General features: G+C 50.8%; 17 protein-coding genes, 1 pseudogene and 1 other annotated feature. Of the genes and pseudogenes, 13 read left to right on the forward strand and 5 right to left on the reverse strand.

Annotation, left to right across the window (positions count from 1 at the left end; genetic code table 11):
• Positions 1–12: 12 nt before the first annotated feature.
• A protein-coding gene (locus tag FCN51_RS26510) for an IS3 family transposase (protein ID WP_096884248.1) occupies positions 13–1,223 on the forward strand; the annotation gives its coding sequence in 2 pieces (ribosomal slippage) (positions 13–298 and positions 298–1,223; 1,212 coding nt in all).
• Positions 291–407 (forward strand) — a sequence feature (AL1L pseudoknot). It overlaps the preceding gene by 117 nt.
• 197 nt (positions 1,224–1,420) lie before the next feature.
• Entirely contained in the window at positions 1,421–2,152 is a 732-nt protein-coding gene (locus FCN51_RS26515; protein ID WP_006117298.1) for a hypothetical protein, read from the forward strand.
• A gap of 41 nt (positions 2,153–2,193) precedes the next feature.
• On the opposite strand, the gene FCN51_RS26520 is transcribed toward FCN51_RS26515, so the two are convergent.
• The 5 genes from FCN51_RS26520 to FCN51_RS26540 all read right to left on the reverse strand — a co-directional run bounded on the left by FCN51_RS26520 (position 2,194) and on the right by FCN51_RS26540 (position 6,764).
• Positions 2,194–2,535, reverse strand: coding sequence for a type II toxin-antitoxin system VapC family toxin (locus tag FCN51_RS26520; RefSeq protein WP_240190208.1), 342 nt, complete (start codon positions 2,533–2,535; stop codon positions 2,194–2,196).
• 56 nt (positions 2,536–2,591) lie between these two features.
• Complete coding sequence (locus tag FCN51_RS26525) at positions 2,592–2,846, reverse strand: antitoxin (protein WP_039891981.1); 255 nt, start codon at positions 2,844–2,846, stop codon at positions 2,592–2,594.
• A 342-nt stretch (positions 2,847–3,188) separates the two neighbouring features.
• Positions 3,189–4,190 (reverse strand): TniQ family protein, encoded by a 1,002-nt coding sequence (locus FCN51_RS26530; RefSeq protein ID WP_006117296.1) that lies wholly within the window; start codon positions 4,188–4,190, stop codon positions 3,189–3,191.
• Positions 4,183–5,106 (reverse strand): TniB family NTP-binding protein, encoded by a 924-nt coding sequence (locus FCN51_RS26535; protein WP_006117295.1) that lies wholly within the window; start codon positions 5,104–5,106, stop codon positions 4,183–4,185. Before FCN51_RS26535 ends, FCN51_RS26530 begins: the two co-directional genes overlap by 8 nt.
• Before the next feature lie 2 nt (positions 5,107–5,108).
• Positions 5,109–6,764, reverse strand: a complete 1,656-nt coding sequence (locus FCN51_RS26540) for a Mu transposase C-terminal domain-containing protein (RefSeq protein ID WP_096884314.1) — start codon at positions 6,762–6,764, stop codon at positions 5,109–5,111.
• Positions 6,765–7,808: 1,044 nt separating this feature from the next.
• Between FCN51_RS26540 and FCN51_RS26545 the strand changes: the two genes are divergently transcribed.
• The 11 genes and pseudogenes from FCN51_RS26545 (at position 7,809) to tnpC (ending at position 17,213) form a co-directional block, all read left to right on the forward strand.
• Positions 7,809–8,249 carry a hypothetical protein gene (locus tag FCN51_RS26545; RefSeq protein WP_039891503.1) on the forward strand — a complete coding sequence of 147 codons (441 nt, stop codon included), beginning with the start codon at positions 7,809–7,811 and terminating at the stop codon, positions 8,247–8,249.
• Positions 8,250–8,328: 79 nt separating this feature from the next.
• Positions 8,329–9,051: a class I SAM-dependent methyltransferase gene (locus FCN51_RS26550; protein WP_232517494.1), complete on the forward strand. Its 723-nt coding sequence runs from the start codon at positions 8,329–8,331 to the stop codon at positions 9,049–9,051.
• Positions 9,052–10,038: 987 nt separating this feature from the next.
• A complete protein-coding gene (locus tag FCN51_RS26555) occupies positions 10,039–10,506 on the forward strand; it encodes a putative phage abortive infection protein (protein ID WP_050793094.1) in 468 nt (155 codons plus the stop codon).
• Between the two features lie 199 nt (positions 10,507–10,705).
• Positions 10,706–11,779, forward strand: a complete 1,074-nt coding sequence (locus tag FCN51_RS26560; RefSeq protein WP_006115447.1) for an alkene reductase — start codon at positions 10,706–10,708, stop codon at positions 11,777–11,779.
• A gap of 592 nt (positions 11,780–12,371) precedes the next feature.
• Positions 12,372–12,632 carry a type II toxin-antitoxin system RelB/DinJ family antitoxin gene (locus tag FCN51_RS26565; protein WP_003618686.1) on the forward strand — a complete coding sequence of 87 codons (261 nt, stop codon included), beginning with the start codon at positions 12,372–12,374 and terminating at the stop codon, positions 12,630–12,632.
• Entirely contained in the window at positions 12,629–12,922 is a 294-nt protein-coding gene (locus FCN51_RS26570) for a type II toxin-antitoxin system RelE family toxin (protein ID WP_003618711.1), read from the forward strand. Before FCN51_RS26565 ends, FCN51_RS26570 begins: the two co-directional genes overlap by 4 nt.
• Positions 12,923–13,053: 131 nt before the next feature.
• On the forward strand, positions 13,054–14,316 hold the full coding sequence (locus tag FCN51_RS26575; protein ID WP_006115449.1) for a cation:proton antiporter: 1,263 nt from the start codon (positions 13,054–13,056) through the stop codon (positions 14,314–14,316).
• Complete coding sequence (locus FCN51_RS26580) at positions 14,316–14,765, forward strand: DUF1275 family protein (protein WP_232517493.1); 450 nt, start codon at positions 14,316–14,318, stop codon at positions 14,763–14,765. Before FCN51_RS26575 ends, FCN51_RS26580 begins: the two co-directional genes overlap by 1 nt.
• 68 nt (positions 14,766–14,833) lie before the next feature.
• Positions 14,834–15,193: an IS66-like element accessory protein TnpA gene (gene tnpA, locus FCN51_RS26585; RefSeq protein ID WP_012812356.1), complete on the forward strand. Its 360-nt coding sequence runs from the start codon at positions 14,834–14,836 to the stop codon at positions 15,191–15,193.
• On the forward strand, positions 15,190–15,537 hold the full coding sequence (tnpB, locus tag FCN51_RS26590) for an IS66 family insertion sequence element accessory protein TnpB (RefSeq protein ID WP_012812355.1): 348 nt from the start codon (positions 15,190–15,192) through the stop codon (positions 15,535–15,537). The genes tnpA and tnpB overlap by 4 nt, the downstream gene beginning before the upstream one ends.
• 63 nt (positions 15,538–15,600) lie before the next feature.
• Positions 15,601–17,213 (forward strand): annotated as a pseudogene (gene tnpC, locus FCN51_RS26595) (IS66 family transposase).
• Positions 17,214–17,304 lie beyond the last annotated feature (91 nt).

Consider the following 17,304-nt stretch of genomic DNA (forward strand, 5'->3'; position numbering starts at 1 on the left):
TAAGAAGAATTCATGAGCAATAAATCGAAGCGTTTTCCGCCTGAGTTTCGTGACCGTGCAGCCCGCATGGTTCTGGAGGAAGAGAAGAACCATCCTTCGCGGTGGTCTGCAGTGATGATGATAGCGCCAAAGCTGGATATTCATCCTGACACGCTGTCAAAATGGACCCGTCTGCATGAACGTGCCAATGCGCCTGCGGTGAGTGACCTGCCTGATCGAGAGAAGATCAGGCAACTGGAGCGAGAGAACCGCGAATTGCGGCAGGCCAATGAAATCCTGCGTAAGGCGTCGGCATATTTTGCCCAGGCGGAGCTCGACCGCATCTTCAAGCCATGACACGCTTCATTGAGGAGCACCGGCAGACATATGGTGTCGGGTCAATCTGCAGGGTTCTGTCGATTGCACCATCTGCCTATTATGCAACTGTTGCCAGACAGAAAAATCCGTGTGTGCGCAGCCAGAAAGACAAAGAACTGTGCGATGACATCCGTAGAGTGTGGAATAATAATTTCTGCGTCTATGGAGCGCGCAAGGTCTGGCATCAGCTCAGACGTGAAGGCGTGGATGTCGCCCGCTGCACGGTAGAGCGGCTGATGCGCCGGATGGGGCTGAAAGGCGTCATTCGTGGCAAGGGGGTCAGAACCACACGGCCTGATCCGCAACGTCCGTGTCCGCAGGATCTGGTGCAGCGCCAGTTTCATGCTCCTGCCCCCAACAGACTGTGGGTTTCGGATTTCACGTATGTTTCCACTTGGCAGGGCTTTGTTTATGTGGCCTTCATCATTGACGTCTTTGCACGGGTTATTGTGGGTTGGCGTGTCTCCTCAACGGCTCATACCGACTTCGTACTGGATGCCCTTGAGCAGGCTCTGTGCCAGAGGCAGCCTGAGGGAAAAGTGACCCACCATTCCGACCGCGGCTGTCAATATGTGTCCATTCGCTACACGCAAAGACTGGCTGAAGCGGGGCTCGTTGCTTCTGTCGGCAGTGTTGGGGATTCCTATGATAACGCCTTGGCAGAGACCATTAACGGACTTTACAAAACCGAACTCATCTATCGGCAGGGGCCATGGAAAAACAGGGAAGCTGTTGAACTGGCAACACTTAAATGGGTCGACTGGTTCAATAATCGGCGGCTCCTGTCCTCCATTGGAAACATCCCGCCAGCAGAAGCTGAGGCACGCTTTTATGCACAACAGAAATCACATGCATTAGCCGCTTAAATCAGATAAAAAACGTCTCCACAAAACCCGGGGCAATTCACAGATGGCCAACAGCAACGCCGTCAGAAGGGCGGCATAACAACAACCGGGTATAGCTTATCAAGCCCACAAAACTGTCCGAACGGACGGGACCACATCATTTAGGAAGTTTTGGACCCCATGGGCGGACCTTACCTGCGGCGCATCCCTTACAACGTATGTTTTCAAACTCTACGCTTTGGAAATACGGTATTTCCCCAGATTTCAGTATTCAGGTGCATACGATTGTAGATTATGGATGGAAACATGCAGAAGGTCATTCTCATGGCCCCAAAACAGGGGATGTGCCTGTTGATCTGATCTATCGTCTGGTACGACCGAACCCTAAGCGTTATATTCCAGCATTTAATCTGTTCGTGGGCATGGTTTTCCCGACCGGAGATTATACAAAGCTCGGTGATAAGCAGGATGGGGTAGGAAGTGGTGCCTACGTTTTCCGCACGGCTTTGACAGAGCAATCAACTTACACTTTGCCGGGCAACCATGAATTGCGTCTGCGGGTATGGAACTGGTTTCGCCGTGCTGTGACATCAGCCAAACTTGTTGATACCACCAGCTATGGAACAGCCTATGGCTTTCGTGGTCGCGGCCAGCCGGGGATGAGTGGCCAGACGGGTTTCTCTCTGGAATATGGTTTAAGCCAGAAATGGGTTCTGGCCATGGATATTGCGCACGACTGGTCGAATGGCTCTACCTTGCGTGGTCATGATAAGAACGGCACGTACATTCATAAGACCGGAGCAGCCGGAACAGACTGGCAGATCGCACCTGCATTTGAATATAACTGGAATGCAAATTGGGGAGTGATCGTAGGATCAGCATTCTATTTTGCAGGACATAACAAAAGCATTCAGGTGTCACCGCAATTTGCTGTTAATGCGATGTTCTGAGCCCGGTTTGCTGTGAGAGGTATGAAGTCGGTGTTCATTCCTCAAGAATTTCGGAAATTCCGCACAGTAAGCCCCCGAACTTGAGAAAAGGCGTGATCACTGGTCACTAGCATCAGATGTTCCGTCAGGGCATGCGCTGCGATCATGAGGTCTAAAGACCCATGAATTTGACCGCGCCGTTCTTGCTCTGCTCGTAATTTCCCATAATGCTCCGCCACGTCATTATTCCAGGGCAGTATGGTCAGCCGATCCATCACAGTGCGTGTCAGACGCTGTAAGCGGGTCGCCGATGGGCGTTTGGCCAGCCCATAAGCAACTTCTCCGGCGGTTACGGCCGAGACACAACACTGGTCTGGATCAAGGGCCTCGACGTGTAAGAGCACTCTCTCGTCAGCGCGTATAATGTCACTTATTGTATTGGTATCGAACATATAAGCAATCACGGCAGGCACTCAGAAAATGGATTCCGGTCCTGTTGGTCCTGGCTACGACCTTCAGGGAAAAGATCAGCCCCTTTGGCCTTACGAATGGCAGAGAGTGTCTCGCTCCATCCCTCGGGTCGAGGCGAGAGAATGACATCGCCGGTACGGGGGTCTCTGCGGATGGTGACCTCTGATGTGTCAAAGCGGTAAGCGGCGGGGAGCCGAACAGCCTGGCTGCGACCGGTCATAAAAATTTTGGCTGTATCGGACATATTCGCCTCTCTTTAGTAGATACCAATGATATATACCATTCTGTACCAAACTGCGCAATATGGAATCCCAACGAGGAAGTGGGAGTTACCTCATTTCGTAGTTAGTTTCAAACTACGTCTTTTTCCAAAAAACAACCTCCTTCCCCATACCTACTTGCGATAATTCCACTTATCGCAAGTAGGCGGGCGCACGGAAAAGAAAGGTTTTTGTCGAAAACCAGAAGATAATGATAATCCGCCGCTGACTGCCGTTTTTGTCGCCGAAAAAACCACTTAATCGCGATAAAAATGCAGAAGATAATGATAAAAATCCACTGATTGATGATAAAGAAGTACAAGCGGCTACAGGCCAAACGGTGCCGTGACGATTTGTCGTCCCCATGTCCTCACCTTAGGGTGTAGCCAGACCACATAATTATCAGCCGTGAGCGGTTCATTCGGAATCTGGGATTCTAGAGGATCCCAGAAAACAAGCTCTTCAAAAAACTGCTCATCGGACAATAGGATCGAAGCCAGCATGAGGATGCCAGCGGCCAGTGCTACAGGCAGCATGGCGGGTGTATAATGAAACGCTGCTTTCCAATCAGACTGCTCCTGCATCCAATATAATGGCGGCTGAGGTCTGGGGAGATAATTGATCGTGATCAGGATAATCAGCGTCAATTCTTCAACAATGGTCGTCAGCGGTCGGTCGCTACTTACACCACGCCATTGCGTACGAAGAGGCTGGCCCACGAGACTACGATTGAGATCTGTCGTCAGAGCATTCAAACATCGTAATGTCGTTCTGTTCACAGCCAGTCCCCAGGGAAGCTGGACTGCTGATGGTTTCCCCCACAAATTGATCTTGCCGCCTCTGACAGCGCATAATGCCCGCAGGCGCCCTTTCTCACTGACGAAAAGACATCCTGCGCCTGTTTTTCCGCATTGTGGACAGACTTCTTCCAGAAGCTGCCGATGACGATCACAGGTCACCGTCGCTCCCGTTCGCCATGATCGCCGCTCCCAGGGCTCATCTCCCTCTAGCAGAGCGTCCCGTACACACTCCCGACACCAGACGTGATGATCTCGAACCCACAGACGCCTTTGTGGCATTCCACAGCGCATTGCCCTGATTGAGCGTCGTGACAGGCCGGTCATGACTGCAAGATTACGGTCTGCCTGAGGTAACAGGTAGCAGTCCAGTTCCCCCGCTCCTCGGAGAGGATATCCGGCATGACGAGCAAGATGGTCAGCCCGGAGATCGTAGCGGGCGGCCAGTCTGGATAGCCATGAAGAAAATGCCTCTGCCCTGTGTGGAAATGGGACGAGCGGAAGGGATGACGGTGCCCCCTCTTTACCCACGACGGGATTTCCGTCGATGTCCTCCCATTATTACAGGCGCTTCAATGCCATCCCACACATCTTCATGCTCAAAAGCCTGATAATCAAGACGCTCGGTGCCAGAACGAATGGCTCTGATTGCTGCGCGTTCAATCGCCTTGCACGTACCCAGAGTAATGCCTCCTGTGCGCCCGACGAGCATCTGCATTAACCGCCGGGAGTCAACTGGAGATGGCTCTCGCAAAGGCAGGCTCCAGATCAATCGTGTTACAAAATGACTAAAATCGTCACCATTTTCCCACACTGGTAGTTCCAGATTCATAAAGCGGTTTCGTAACTGGTCATCAGACAGCAGAGCATGCCGTGTTTCCGGTACACCGATCCCTATCAGAGCGACACGCAATTCGTTCGACAACCAGCGCAGCAATTGCAGAAACAGTCGTTGCTGGCGGGCCGTACCTGCCAAAACAGAATTCAACTCGTCAATGACGATGACTTTGGCCTGCACCTCGGTCAACACGCGCAGAACCGTTGACTCACGTGGTGCTGTTGTCTCGAAATTGTCGATTGCAGGAACGCCGATTGCTTTGAGCAGCTGCGAAAAAAAGCGAGGCCCTGTTGGGTCATGTGGCATCAGCATGACGACGATGGGATGTAGACGGCACGTCCCGTTGTTCCCCAACCTGACAGTGTGAGTGCGTTCAAATTTTCGGACGAGTGTCGTTTTCCCCATACCGCTCTGACCGATCAGAAGCATATTTTCCATACGCTCTGAACGTGGCTGGACATAAATCTCGTTGAGGCGCCTCAGTACACGATCAGCGTGTGGGTAATCCACCCAACGCTTGGCTCGGATGTGCCGGATCCTTTCTTCGTTCCCCAATGCAGCAAGTGGTCTCACGTCTTCCGGGAGATGCGACCATTCTGCACGGCACATGATTACCAGATCTCCACACCGCTATGAGCGCCTGGAGGCGGCATTGGGATGCGGTCGGCATCGTCTTCTGCTTTTCCAGCAGGAAATTGACTTTGGTTCGGTTCTGACGGGCTATCAGCGCACCTCTGGGCGATTTCACGACGGACAAAATTCCTTCGTGCCTCGCGGCTCTGACCGCACGCTTCATTGAGGATGGCTCGCTGCTCCCTGATTGCGGCAAAAATCGAGGCTTCATCGACGGTGCGGCGTCCCTCGTCCTTTAGACGTCGAACCGCATGACGATGTTCCCACAGAGTAATAGGCTCCCGGCGTAAATCTGCGTAGGGAACGCGAACATGGTCGCCATCAGGCAGTTCTACATAAACAGCTGAAAGGTCACGGGGATCATATTTCACCCGCAGGCGCGTATCCAGACGCCCAAGCAGATGCGCAAGTCCTCCATCCTGATACTGAATATTGAATAACCGGACACCATCACGACGTATTACCCGCGTCTCATAGGGAAGAAAGTCGAGAAGAAAAGCCCTAGTATTCGCGGGATGCCGAACAGTGGTTGTCTCTGTGGCAGATGCCCATTTCGTCATGGGAGGCTGACCAAGACCACGATGGATCTCGTTGTGATATGGACCGAGAACTTCCAGCGCCAGTATCCGTTCGAACTCCCGGAACGACAGGCACGCCCGGTCTTCAGAGCGGTAATCCCCCTTCTCCACAACATTCGAGAATGTTGTGCCAGGCAGCCCTTGAATGCGACGCATCAGGGTACCCATCAGACGTTCTATGTGACCTCCATAGCGCGGAGTTGCGGGTGGTCGATAAACAATCTGAATGCCGTGTTGTTCACAACCACGCTCGAAAGCCCGGCTATGAAATTCCACTCCGTTATCGACATGAATGCAACGAGGAAGCCCACACGTTGGCCAACTGTTTTCAATCAGACGCTCCGCACGCCAGGAATCTTTGGGGAGAACCGCCTGTGTAAGGGCAAGCGCGACTGAAGTGGTGCTGGGAGCTTCGAGGGACAGAAGAAACCCCAGAACTATACGCGTATGAATATCCATCACCAGTGTTAGCCAAGGTCGACCGATGCTCGCACGAGTAACATCGTCGACTAGCATGAGATCAACCTTGGTATGGTCAATCTGAACGATATCCAAGGGCCTTTCTGCTTCGAGACCTCCTTGAATCTGATGAAAGCCAGCTTCAACACATGCCTTTCCATTCCGCCGACGCACTGTAGTTTTCAAATCACGCGCTTTTATCCGGGACAGCACTGTGTTGAAGCATGGAGGAACATGGCCATGAGCACGACAGTCCAAAACAAACAGTCCGTAAAACCGTTTTAACGTCAGTCGCTCTCGTTTCATAAAAAATCTGTCGATCGCCTGATCGATTATTTGTTCGATATGTGGGGGTAGCCGCCTACGTCCTTTACGGGGGCCGGGCGATTGTAAAGTCATGGCTGAAGTTGTTTGTTCCGCACGTAGTTTACGGATCAACCTGTAAACATGAGGAATGCTGATCTGAAGAAGCCGAGCAGCTTCGTTTACTTCACACAGGGATAACCGCTGTTTTTCAGAAAGGGGACGCAACACATCACTGCGCTGAACTGCAATCGTCCACGCTGTGTCCTCAACAGTATACACAGAGCTTTGCATGTGCACTGACCCCATGATGTTCTGACCTTCATGCGGCACCTGGACGTTTCTCTATATTACCCTAATTATCATATCAGGCTCGACTTCTGAGAACATATTTTAAGTCCAGATCGAAATTATTTAATTTCCCAGCCTGTCCACCAGATAGATGCCGACTTCACCATGCCTCATGGCCTCCACATCCGCTGTAAAGCTATGCAAAACAGTCATCTGTTCGTCGCAGATCCTGCGTCAGCCTGCGCGGTGGCGACACCGAGAATGCCGGGACGATATGGACCCTCGAATAGGTCCCCCAGCGCGTAGCGGGATTTCCAGGTCAGCCGCCGTTGCAAGGCGTGCCAAGCGCGATCGTGCACAAGATGGCAGCGCTGGCAGAGGGCACGCAGATTGCTTAACCGGTTGTTGCGCGGGTCATGATCCAGATGTGCAGCGGCCAACACCACCCGGGTTTCGCGTGCCTCGATCAGGTCAATGAGGTCCGGACCGCCAGTCTTACGCCCTTTGGTGTCCCGCCAGTTTCCCGTGCCTACATCGAACCAGAGACCAGAGGCCACCACCCGGATCCGCTGGCCATGCGGACGGCCACAGACCTGACACCGTCCCTGCGCTCGTTCAAACCTTACGTGTCGGCTGATCTGTGGCCAATCGGGAGGGTAAAGCCACCTGAGTTCTGGACGGATCGGCACAACATGCGTCCCTGAGAAATGTTACCTTTTGTTCTCATAGCATAATACGAAAAGAAATGCCGACACACGCTCGGATGACGCTCCGCTCTTGCCTTCATATCAGATATTCAATGAGTATTGCATTATTGCGTAAAGGGGCCATTGAAGAGATGGTTACCCAGTTATTATTCGTCAGATCTGCGTAATGTGACAGATAGATCAGACCAAGCCTTCCATAAAATCCACCAATGGCCCTTTACATGTTATCTAAGGTATGATTGATTGCGTTTATCCACTACTTGATTGGGGTTAATGGTCGGCAAACACAATCAAAGCTGGTTAGCTGAAATCTATCCTGCTGAAAACTGAGGAACTCATTATGCAAGTAACGCTCACACTTAACGATCTTAACGCACTTTCTGACAAGGCGCGGCAGGAAATTCAGGAACTTCTGTTTCCTAAAGGCGCAGGGAAGCCTGAAGGTTACGAAAGTTATGATTGGAATAACGTCTATGATCTGACGGAGAACCAGATTGAAAGACTAATAGCTGGTCTTGGAGAGTCATCACGTAACGCATTGAAGGTTATTGCAAGTAAAGGTCCTGCTGTTGATGCTAGAGAATTGGATGAGACAGGAGTTTCTAGCTACGGGTCTTTTCAATCCGGTATTCATCGCCGCCTAAGAAAAATTACGGGAGATGACGACGCCTGCTTATTCACTTTTGACGATTGGAGTGAAGACAAAGATGGTATCGGTCACTTTGTTGTTTCATTAAAAACTCTTGAATCTTTGAAAAACTATTTCAAAAAACAAGATTAATAACAAAAAACGTAATTTGAACCATCTATGCTTGATTCTGAGTATAGGATTTCGATGGAGAAGTGTAATGCTAAAGCGAATGACACCCAAAGAGTATTCAGAATTTTGGGCTCGCGAATCACTCCAATTCCAGAATGATAAAATTTACGAACGCCTTAGCGAAATAGTTCCTGATTTACCTACCCTAGAAATAGGATCTGGAACAGGATGGGGCACATTGGCTCTTTCTAGAAACCGACCAGTCTTGGCCTTCGACAATAATCCCGATCTAATTCGCCTTGCTGAAGCCCGTTTACAAGATTATGGGGCCAATGTTGAGATCTTCCAGTCCGACTTATTCGAACCGTCGCCTCAGCTACTCAGCGCAATCCAGACGTTTAAGCCTAAAGTCGTCGTTGGATGGTTCATCGGTTCTCATCCCGACGATAACGACATGCGAACTTCACCTAACCTCACTTCAAATCAAAAACCAAAAGAATATCGGGAGAATGTTGAGGATAAATTGGTTGCTGTGCCTTTATGCGCACCATCGGTGGAGTGGATTCATACTGCCTTTAGAGCTCACATTCCATACGGGGTCAGCGAAGCCGAAATCATAGAGGGCAATAAGAAAGAGTATGAAAGCTACATGTTTAAAGATACTGGATTTTCTGTGACCGATGTTCAGGTTCTCGATTGGAACCTTGAGGCCAGTTCATTCATGTATGTGCGAAATTCTAATTCCAATTTCTCCATGAGGGGCGCATCGAAGCCCGCAATTATTTCCATATTGGCCAAACGCACAGTCAACCGGCAGCCTTGAAAACTAGGCCCAATCGACATTCAGGGTTCTCAACTATTTTGATTGTGATTTTATAAGTTCCTGTGCTGATGCACCAAGCGGATGAATGTCGATTGGGCCTAATTACATTTCTCAAGAGTGTCCGGTTTTTTATTATATTCCTTGAGATCGGACATTCCGCTATCCCCGCCCGATCTGCCTGTCTGCTCAATGAATGGCAGCAGACAGGCCGTCATCGCCCTCATATTAGACATTCGGACCTCTCAATAACCTTCGGAAAGCAGACATAAATGATCCCTATTTTCATGGTTTGTTTTGTTTGATATAAGGTATTTTCACTGGCAATTTAATTGTAATATAGTATTTTTTAAGGGAGTTTATTTTTATGATTTATAAGATCATATGCTCATTCGATAAAATAAATAGTATAATTTTATCTTTTGTTATTTTTATAATTTCTCCAATTCTTTTTGTTCTGATATGTTCCGTATGGCTTTTTTGGGGGGCAGATGAAAGCCTAATCTACAACTATATTACAAAATCGACATCTAAGTTTGACGACTATTCTATATTTGGAGCGTGGGGAGATACATTTGGAGCGTTTAATGCACTTCTAACAGCATTAGGCTTTATAGGAATTGTTATAACAATTATTTTACAATATATATCGTTTAAAAACGATAAAAAAATACAAACAAACAAAATATAGAGTCTTTAATATTTAAACAAATAAGTGTTATAAATGATCTCAGAAAGGAAATAACTTTTTCTTTTCCAAATAACGATCCAGACCTTAATAAAAGCATAACATCTTTTATTGCAAAACAAAAAAGGGATGACGTTGTTGTAGAGTATAGCGTTTTTGGAAAAAAAATATTTAAAATATGCGTAAATCCTATTTCTTTACTATATAGAGAGAAGAAATATTTTTTTGGTGAAATTCCGATCATAATATCAAAACGAAAAAATAATATATCAATATCTCAAGGAAAAGAAGCTCTTAGGCTTTTGGAGCATTATATATCAGTAAAAATAAACCAAAAAGAGAAGAAAAAAGAAAAAATAGATACTCAGGCAATGGTTTCCATATACATAAATGCATTTCATAAAAATAATGAATATAAAAATGGTGCTTATTTTAGAACTCTATACTATATTTTAGAAAAAATAATGAATGAAAAATATCTATCAAATAAAGAAAAAGAAGAATATGGAAATTTAATTCGAGGACAAATGTCTTCTCCAGAGTGTAGTATTATAGCTATAAACGCACTAGCTCCTTTTTCGAAAGATTTATATGATATAGTTATATACTTTAGGCTTTTGAAATATGTAACAAACCCACATATTAAAAAACATTTAGAACTATTTTATCCAAAAAAAGCTTTTTCTGAAAGGAAAAGTATAAGAAATTTCTTCTTAAAAAGATACATCGATAAAAAGAAGTTATCTACAATTAAAAGCCTTCAAAAATGATTTTTTATTTACACTTATAAGTGCCTATTTTATTGAAAGCAGACATTCTCATCTCCCTCCCAAATCTGCCTGTCGGCTTCACCAATTCAGCAGACAGGCAGTGCTCACCTCAAGTCAGACGAGGTTGTAAGCCTTCTGTTGTATTCCTCGTGAGGCTTCCCAAATTCATAGGAACTGCATCTTTTAAGAAGGATCTGTCATGACCAGCCTGTTTGAGCCGATTGAACTGGGAAGCATTTACGCCAAAAACAGAATTCTCATGGCGCCGCTGACACGCGGTCGGGGCACCCGTGATCATGTGCCCACCCCCATCATGGCCGAATATTACGCGCAACGGGCCGGAGCCGGTCTGATCATCTCAGAAGCGACCGGGATCAGCCGCGAAGGTCTTGGCTGGCCGTATGCGCCGGGCCTGTGGTCGCAGGAACAGGTGGAAGCCTGGAAGCCCATCACCGCCGCAGTTCACGCCAAGGGCGGAAAGATTGTGGCCCAGCTCTGGCATATGGGTCGGATGGTTCATTCCAGCGTGACGGGCCAGCAACCTGTGTCCTGCTCGGCGACAAAAGCGCCTGAAGCCCTCCATACGTACGATGGCAAGCAGGCTCCCGAAGTCGCCCGCCCTCTCACCAAGGAGGACATTGCCCGCATCCTGAACGACTACGAAAATGCTGCTCGCAATGCCCTTCAGGCAGGCTTTGACGGTGTGCAGATTCATGCCGCCAACGGTTATCTGATCGACGAATTTCTGCGGGACGGCACCAATCATCGTTCCGACGAATATGGCGGTTCGCCGGAAAACCGCATCCGCTTCCTGCGTGAAGTCACCGAACGCGTGATCGCAACGATTGGCGCGCACAAAACGTCAGTAAGGCTGTCCCCCAATGGCGATACGCAGGGCTGCATCGACAGTCATCCAGAGCAGGTTTTTGTGCCGGCCGCAAAGCTGCTGAATGACCTCGATATCGCTTTCCTTGAACTGCGCGAGCCCGGACCGAACGGCACGTTCGGCAAGACCGACCAGCCCAAGCTGCATGGTCCGATCCGCGAAGTCTTCAGGAAGCCGCTGGTTCTGAATCAGGACTACACACGGGAAGAAGCGATCGAGACAGTCGCTACCGGTGTTGCGGACGCCATTTCGTTTGGTCGGCCTTTCCTCGCCAATCCGGACCTCGTGCGTCGTCTGGAAGACAATCTGCCCCAGAACAAGGACGATATCCGCACCTGGTACTCGCAGGGTGCAGAAGGCTATACGGATTATCCGCTTGCTCGCTGATACCCTATTTTTCCCGCAAGTTCCTTCCAATGGAAGGAACTTGCATTTGAACTATAGAAAATATTTAGCCGCCGACGTGATACTTGTCGTGAAGTAGGCGAAATCACCTGAATAGTTCTACTCCCTGCCATGAATGTGAACACTGCGAAAGGCTGTTTTCGGTAACTCTATCCCGATAGCCGACTGTCTGTTTCCCCCCCATTGCTGACGTAACTTCCGCCAGAATAAGCAGTTAAATTCTCACGAAACCAGCCTGATGTTTTTATCATTAATCAGTGGATTTTTATGGCCACAGCAGAACATTATCTGGATTAAATGGATTCATAAGCCGCTGATCCGTAATAACTTTGATTATCATTATCTAATGGATTTCGACATTTTTTCGGAAACCAGAAGATAGTAATAAATTCCCTTGCCGCACGGAAACGCCCGCAACGATGCCGACAGACCCAGACATTCCGCTGTCGCCTCTTTTCTGCCGTTTCCGCAACCGATCAGGTTTCTCGAATGCAGACATCAGCATCGACCATCTTTCGCTTCATTTGTACCAACAGCTGTGATACATATGTGCATACACGCAAGGAGGCTTTGTATGTCTGCTGTTACATTCCGGGTAGATGAAACGCTGAAGGCAGCCGCAGTTAAGAAGTTGTCGGCTCAAGGCATTTCACTTTCTGACGCACTGCGCGATACGCTCGCGTATATTGCTGAAACGGGTCGCTCTCCCGTCAAGCGGAGGCTTGTCACAGACGAGGATGCGGAGCTTATCGAGATTGTGCGCGAACGCCTAAAAAACCCTGCCCAAAAGCATCGTATGACTTTTGCAGAGCTTAAGAACCGTCATCGCGAATGAAAGAGTATTGTCTTGAATTCGACGACAGAGCACTCAGAGAGTGGGATGCTCTTGACGGCAGCGTGCGTAAGAAATTTGAAAAGAAGCTGGAAAAGCTGATCTGGAACCCTCACTCTCCAGGAAACGAACTGCATCGCGACCTATCAGGGTTTTATAAGATCAAGCTTCTGAAAGATGGTTACCGCCTTGTTTATCAGGTCATCGACGAACGGATCGTCATCTATGTAATTGCCGTTGGCCGGAGAGCCGATAATGAGATTTATGAACTGGCTTCGAAGCGAACAGAGTGAATTTACTTTCTTGGTAGAAAGTCAGCTCCCGCCCTCATTTTTGCCATTCAATGCCCGGTTAAGTTTCTCGAATAACAGACTATTCCCGGTTTTTCTTGACGTGAGGCGCCAGGGCGGCCAGCGATGAGGCCATGGATACAATCAGTCTTCTTGCCCTGCTCCTGACCTTCTCGGCAGGCTTCAGCATTCTCAACCACCACACATTGCGTGTTCCTGTCACGATTGGCGTTCTGGTCTTCTCATTGCTGACCTCGCTGTTGGTCATGATCCTGAACCCGCTGATCCCGGCCTATGATCTTCAGGCTCTCCCACGATCCGTGCTCGGTGCCATCAATTTGCCTGCGGCACTTCTGAACGGTGCCCTTTCGCTGCTGCTTTTTGCGGGAGCCATGCAGGTGAATGTCGGACATCTGCGCGCAAAGCTGATGTCTGTAACAGCCCTCTCTATTCTGGGAATCGTTCTGGCCGTGGCTTTTCTGGCGGTCGCGGCGTGGTGTGTTTTCCCCTTTCTGGGGCACGCCGTTCCCTTTACATGGTGCATCGTACTTGGCGCCATTCTCGCTCCGACAGACCCGGTTTCAGTCGTGGGGATGCTGAAACGTCTCGGCCTGCCAGGACCGATACAGGCCGTTTTTGCGGGTGAGAGCCTGTTCAATGACGGCGTGGGCGTCGTCATTTTCGGTGTGACGATCGGGCTGGCGACTGGAGACAGTCAAGGGGTGGGCGCTTCTGAGATTGCCATGAGCTTCTGCCGCGAAGCGCTCGGTGGTGGTCTTCTTGGAGCGATAACCGGGTGGATCGCGCTTCGTGTGCTCAAGGCGCAGCGTGACCCGCATATCGATCTGCTGACCTCGCTGGCTCTGGCGACCGGAACCTTCAGCATCGCCAATCAGCTAGGGATGTCCGGAGCGATTGCCGTCGTCGTGGCCGGACTATGTTTCGGAACCAGTTACAGCCATTCCGTTTTCGATGAAGTATCCCGCAAGGAACTCGACATTGCATGGACGCTGATTGACGAAGTGCTGAACGTGCTCCTGTTCATGCTCATTGGCTTTGAAATATTGGAGATCACGCCGCATCTGTTTACGGTGCTGGCGATGCTTGCTGTGATCCCGCTGTCTATTGCCGTGCGGGCATTGAGCGTGCTGTTCTCCACCCTGCCGGTTCATCTCCGGCAGTGGGAACGGGGCCGTGTTCTCGGTATCCTGACATGGGGCGGCCTGCGTGGCGGCATCTCGGTTTCTCTGGCGCTTGGCCTACCACCCGGAGACCTGCGCGACCTGCTACTGCCTGTTTGCTATGGTGTCGTGGTGTTCACCATCATCGTGCAGGGTCTGACCATGGAGCGGGTCGCCCGCAGGCTCTATCCGTCAATCGCTTCCCGGTCGCAATAATGCCCTCCTCCCTTCTCCCGGTCTCGATTTCCGCCCGGCGGGTTCTCATTCTCGGGCTTGTCGCAGGCTATGTGGATGCCCTGAGTTTCGTCGATCTGGGCGGTGTCTTTGCAGGCGCGATGACGGGCAATACCACGCATATGGGCGCCTCGTTTATCAGCGGAAACTGGCACCATGGCCTGCTTCTGGTGGGTGTGCTGGGTGTCTTTTTCCTTGCCGCCATCCTGTCCGGCCTGATGCGGCTGTTATGGTCGCCAGCTTATGGTGTCATGGTGATGACAATCTTCATGGTTCTGGCACAGATCGTGCATGGATCCTCCCTACGCTACTGGGGCGAATTTCTCGTGCTTCCGGCACTGCTGGCTGTTCAGGGCGAAACGATCGCGAAATTCTCCGGCACGCCCATGCCCACGATCGTCGGTAAGCGGCCGCTTGAGACCGCCTTATGAGTGAGGATTGTGCCTGGTAAGTTACCGTCGTTAACGACGTCGTTATTGACGTTGTTTGGGAGGTAGCTATGGCTCAAGAAATCCTGATTGGCGTTGAACGCCGTCGCCGCTGGTCGGATGAACGCAAGCTTGCGATACTGGCTGAAGTTGGTGTGGACGGGGCAAGTGTATCGGATGTGGCCCGTCGGCATGACCTGACCCGTCAACATCTTTACCAATGGCGGACGTCTTTCCGCCAAAGACTGTCTTCCCCGGATCAGTCTGTGGCGTTTGTTCCTGTCGCTGCAGTGAAGACACCTGCTCTGGTCTCTGGCGATGATAATGAAGGGCTGGCCATTATGCTGCGTAATGGCCGCAGTATCAGGGTGAGTGGACATCCTGCAGAAGAGTTTCTGGCGAAGATCATCCGGATTGCCGAGACAGCATGATTGGCGTGGGCAACGGTGTGCGCGTCTATCTGGCCTGCGGGGTTACGGATATGCGCAAGGGGATATCGGGTCTGGCTGCACTGGCACAGGACGTGCTGCGTCAGAACCCGACATCAGGGGCGCTCTTTGCCTTTCGTGGTCGCCGTGGGGACAGGATCAAGCTTCTGATGTGGGACGGTCAGGGGTTCTGTCTTTATTACAAGGTTCTTGAGAAGGGACGTTTTCCATGGCCCTCGCCGGCAGAGGGCGTTGCACGCCTGACAGCCGCACAGATGGCCATGCTGTGGGAAGGCATGGAGTGGAGACGACCTTCCTGGTCTGCGCCACCGTCTCGCGTGGCCTGATTTTTATGGCGTGATCGTGCAGAACCTTTTGTCTTTTATTGGGTTTTCTGCTATTTTTTCATAATGACGCATGCGCCCGCGGTCCTGCCTGATGATCCGGATATCCTGAGGGAAATGATTGTTTCCCTGCAGACCGAAGTGGCTCGGCTTTCCGCTTCAGCCCGTGCGTATGAAGCTCTTGTCCAGTCTCTCTCAAAATCCGGATCGCGCGTCTTCAGAAACAGAAATTCGGGGCCAGTTCAGAAAAGATAGACCGTGAGATTGAACAGCTCGAACTGCTTCTTGAAGATGTGAAAATCGCCATCGCGGCAGCCGATCCTTCTCCTGACATCAGGGAGCACGATGACAGCGATGGTGTGGTCTCTTCCCCCAGACGGCGCGGCAAACCAAAGGTTTCCGACACGACACCACGGGAGCGTATTGTTCTCGACCCGGGCGAGGCCTGTCCCGCCTGTGGCGGTCCCCTACGCCTCGTTGGCGAAGATGTCACCGAAATACTGGACTTTATTGCGGCAAAACTGAAAGTTGTCGAAACGGCACGGCTGAAGAAATCCTGCCGTCATTGCGAAACAATGGTACAGCCTGAAGCACCGTCGCGCCCTGTCCCACGGGGCATGGCTGGCCCCGGGCTGCTGGCCCATATCCTGGTCTCAAAATTCGATGATCACATTCCGCTTTATCGTCAGAATGAGATCTTTTCCCGTCAGGGTGTGGACATTCCCCGTTCAACCCTGATCGACTGGTGTGGTCAGGCCGTTGCCGTTCTGCGTCCTCTCACAGATCTGATCCGTCAGGATGTCGTAAAGGCAGACCTGCTGCATGCCGATGATACACCCATCCAGGTTCTTGATCCTCGCCTGCGTCAGGCTGGGAAACCACGTGGTGTGAAGGAAGGGCGGATCTGGACCTATCTGCGCGATCCCCGCCCCTGGGGCGGGAGTGATCCGCCCGCCGTGGCCTACTGGTTCTCTCCCGATCGCAAGGGGATCAATCCCCAGACCCATCTGGCACAGTTCCGGGGCATTCTGCAGGCTGACGCCTACGCGGGGTTCAGGGATCTGTATAAACCCGATGCAACGGGAACCGTGCATGTGCGCGAAGCGGCCTGCTGGGCTCATCTCCGCCGGGCCTTCCATGATGTCTGGAAGGGCAGTGATTCGACAATCGCAAGGGAAGCACTTGAACAGATCGGAGAGCTCTACGATATCGAGCGCCAGATCACCGGACACCCGGCCCCGTATCGTCTGGCTGTCCGACAGGAACAAAGCCGCCCCCGTGTCACAGCATTCCACGCATGGTGCGAAACACAGCTTGCCCGTATCCCTGGAAAGGGGGAACTGGCAAAAGCGATCCGTTATGCGCTCAACCGGTGGAAGGCCTTTACCCTGTTCCTCGAAGATGGTCGTGTCGCCATCGACAACAATCCTGCCGAACGGGCCATACGGCCCGTATGCGTGGGGCGAAAAAATTATCTCTTTGCCGGATCCGACACCGGGGGCGACAACATCGCTGATGCCATGACGCTTATCGAAAGCGCAAAACTCTCCCGGCTTAATCCGCACGATTACCTCGCCGACGTCCTGGCCCGTATCAACGAGCACAAGATCAACCGGCTCCACGAACTGTTGCCATGGAACTGGAAACCCGTGAATACACTGCACAGGCAGGCCGCATAATCAAGGCGGCCCAGAGCGGCCGGTTACGATCGTCGTGACAACAAACCTGCTGAAAGCCGCATCGGGAATTCCAGCTCGTCGACCAACCATG

The organism is Acetobacter pasteurianus (assembly GCF_009914215.2).
Classification (GTDB): Bacteria; Pseudomonadota; Alphaproteobacteria; order Acetobacterales; family Acetobacteraceae; genus Acetobacter; species Acetobacter pasteurianus.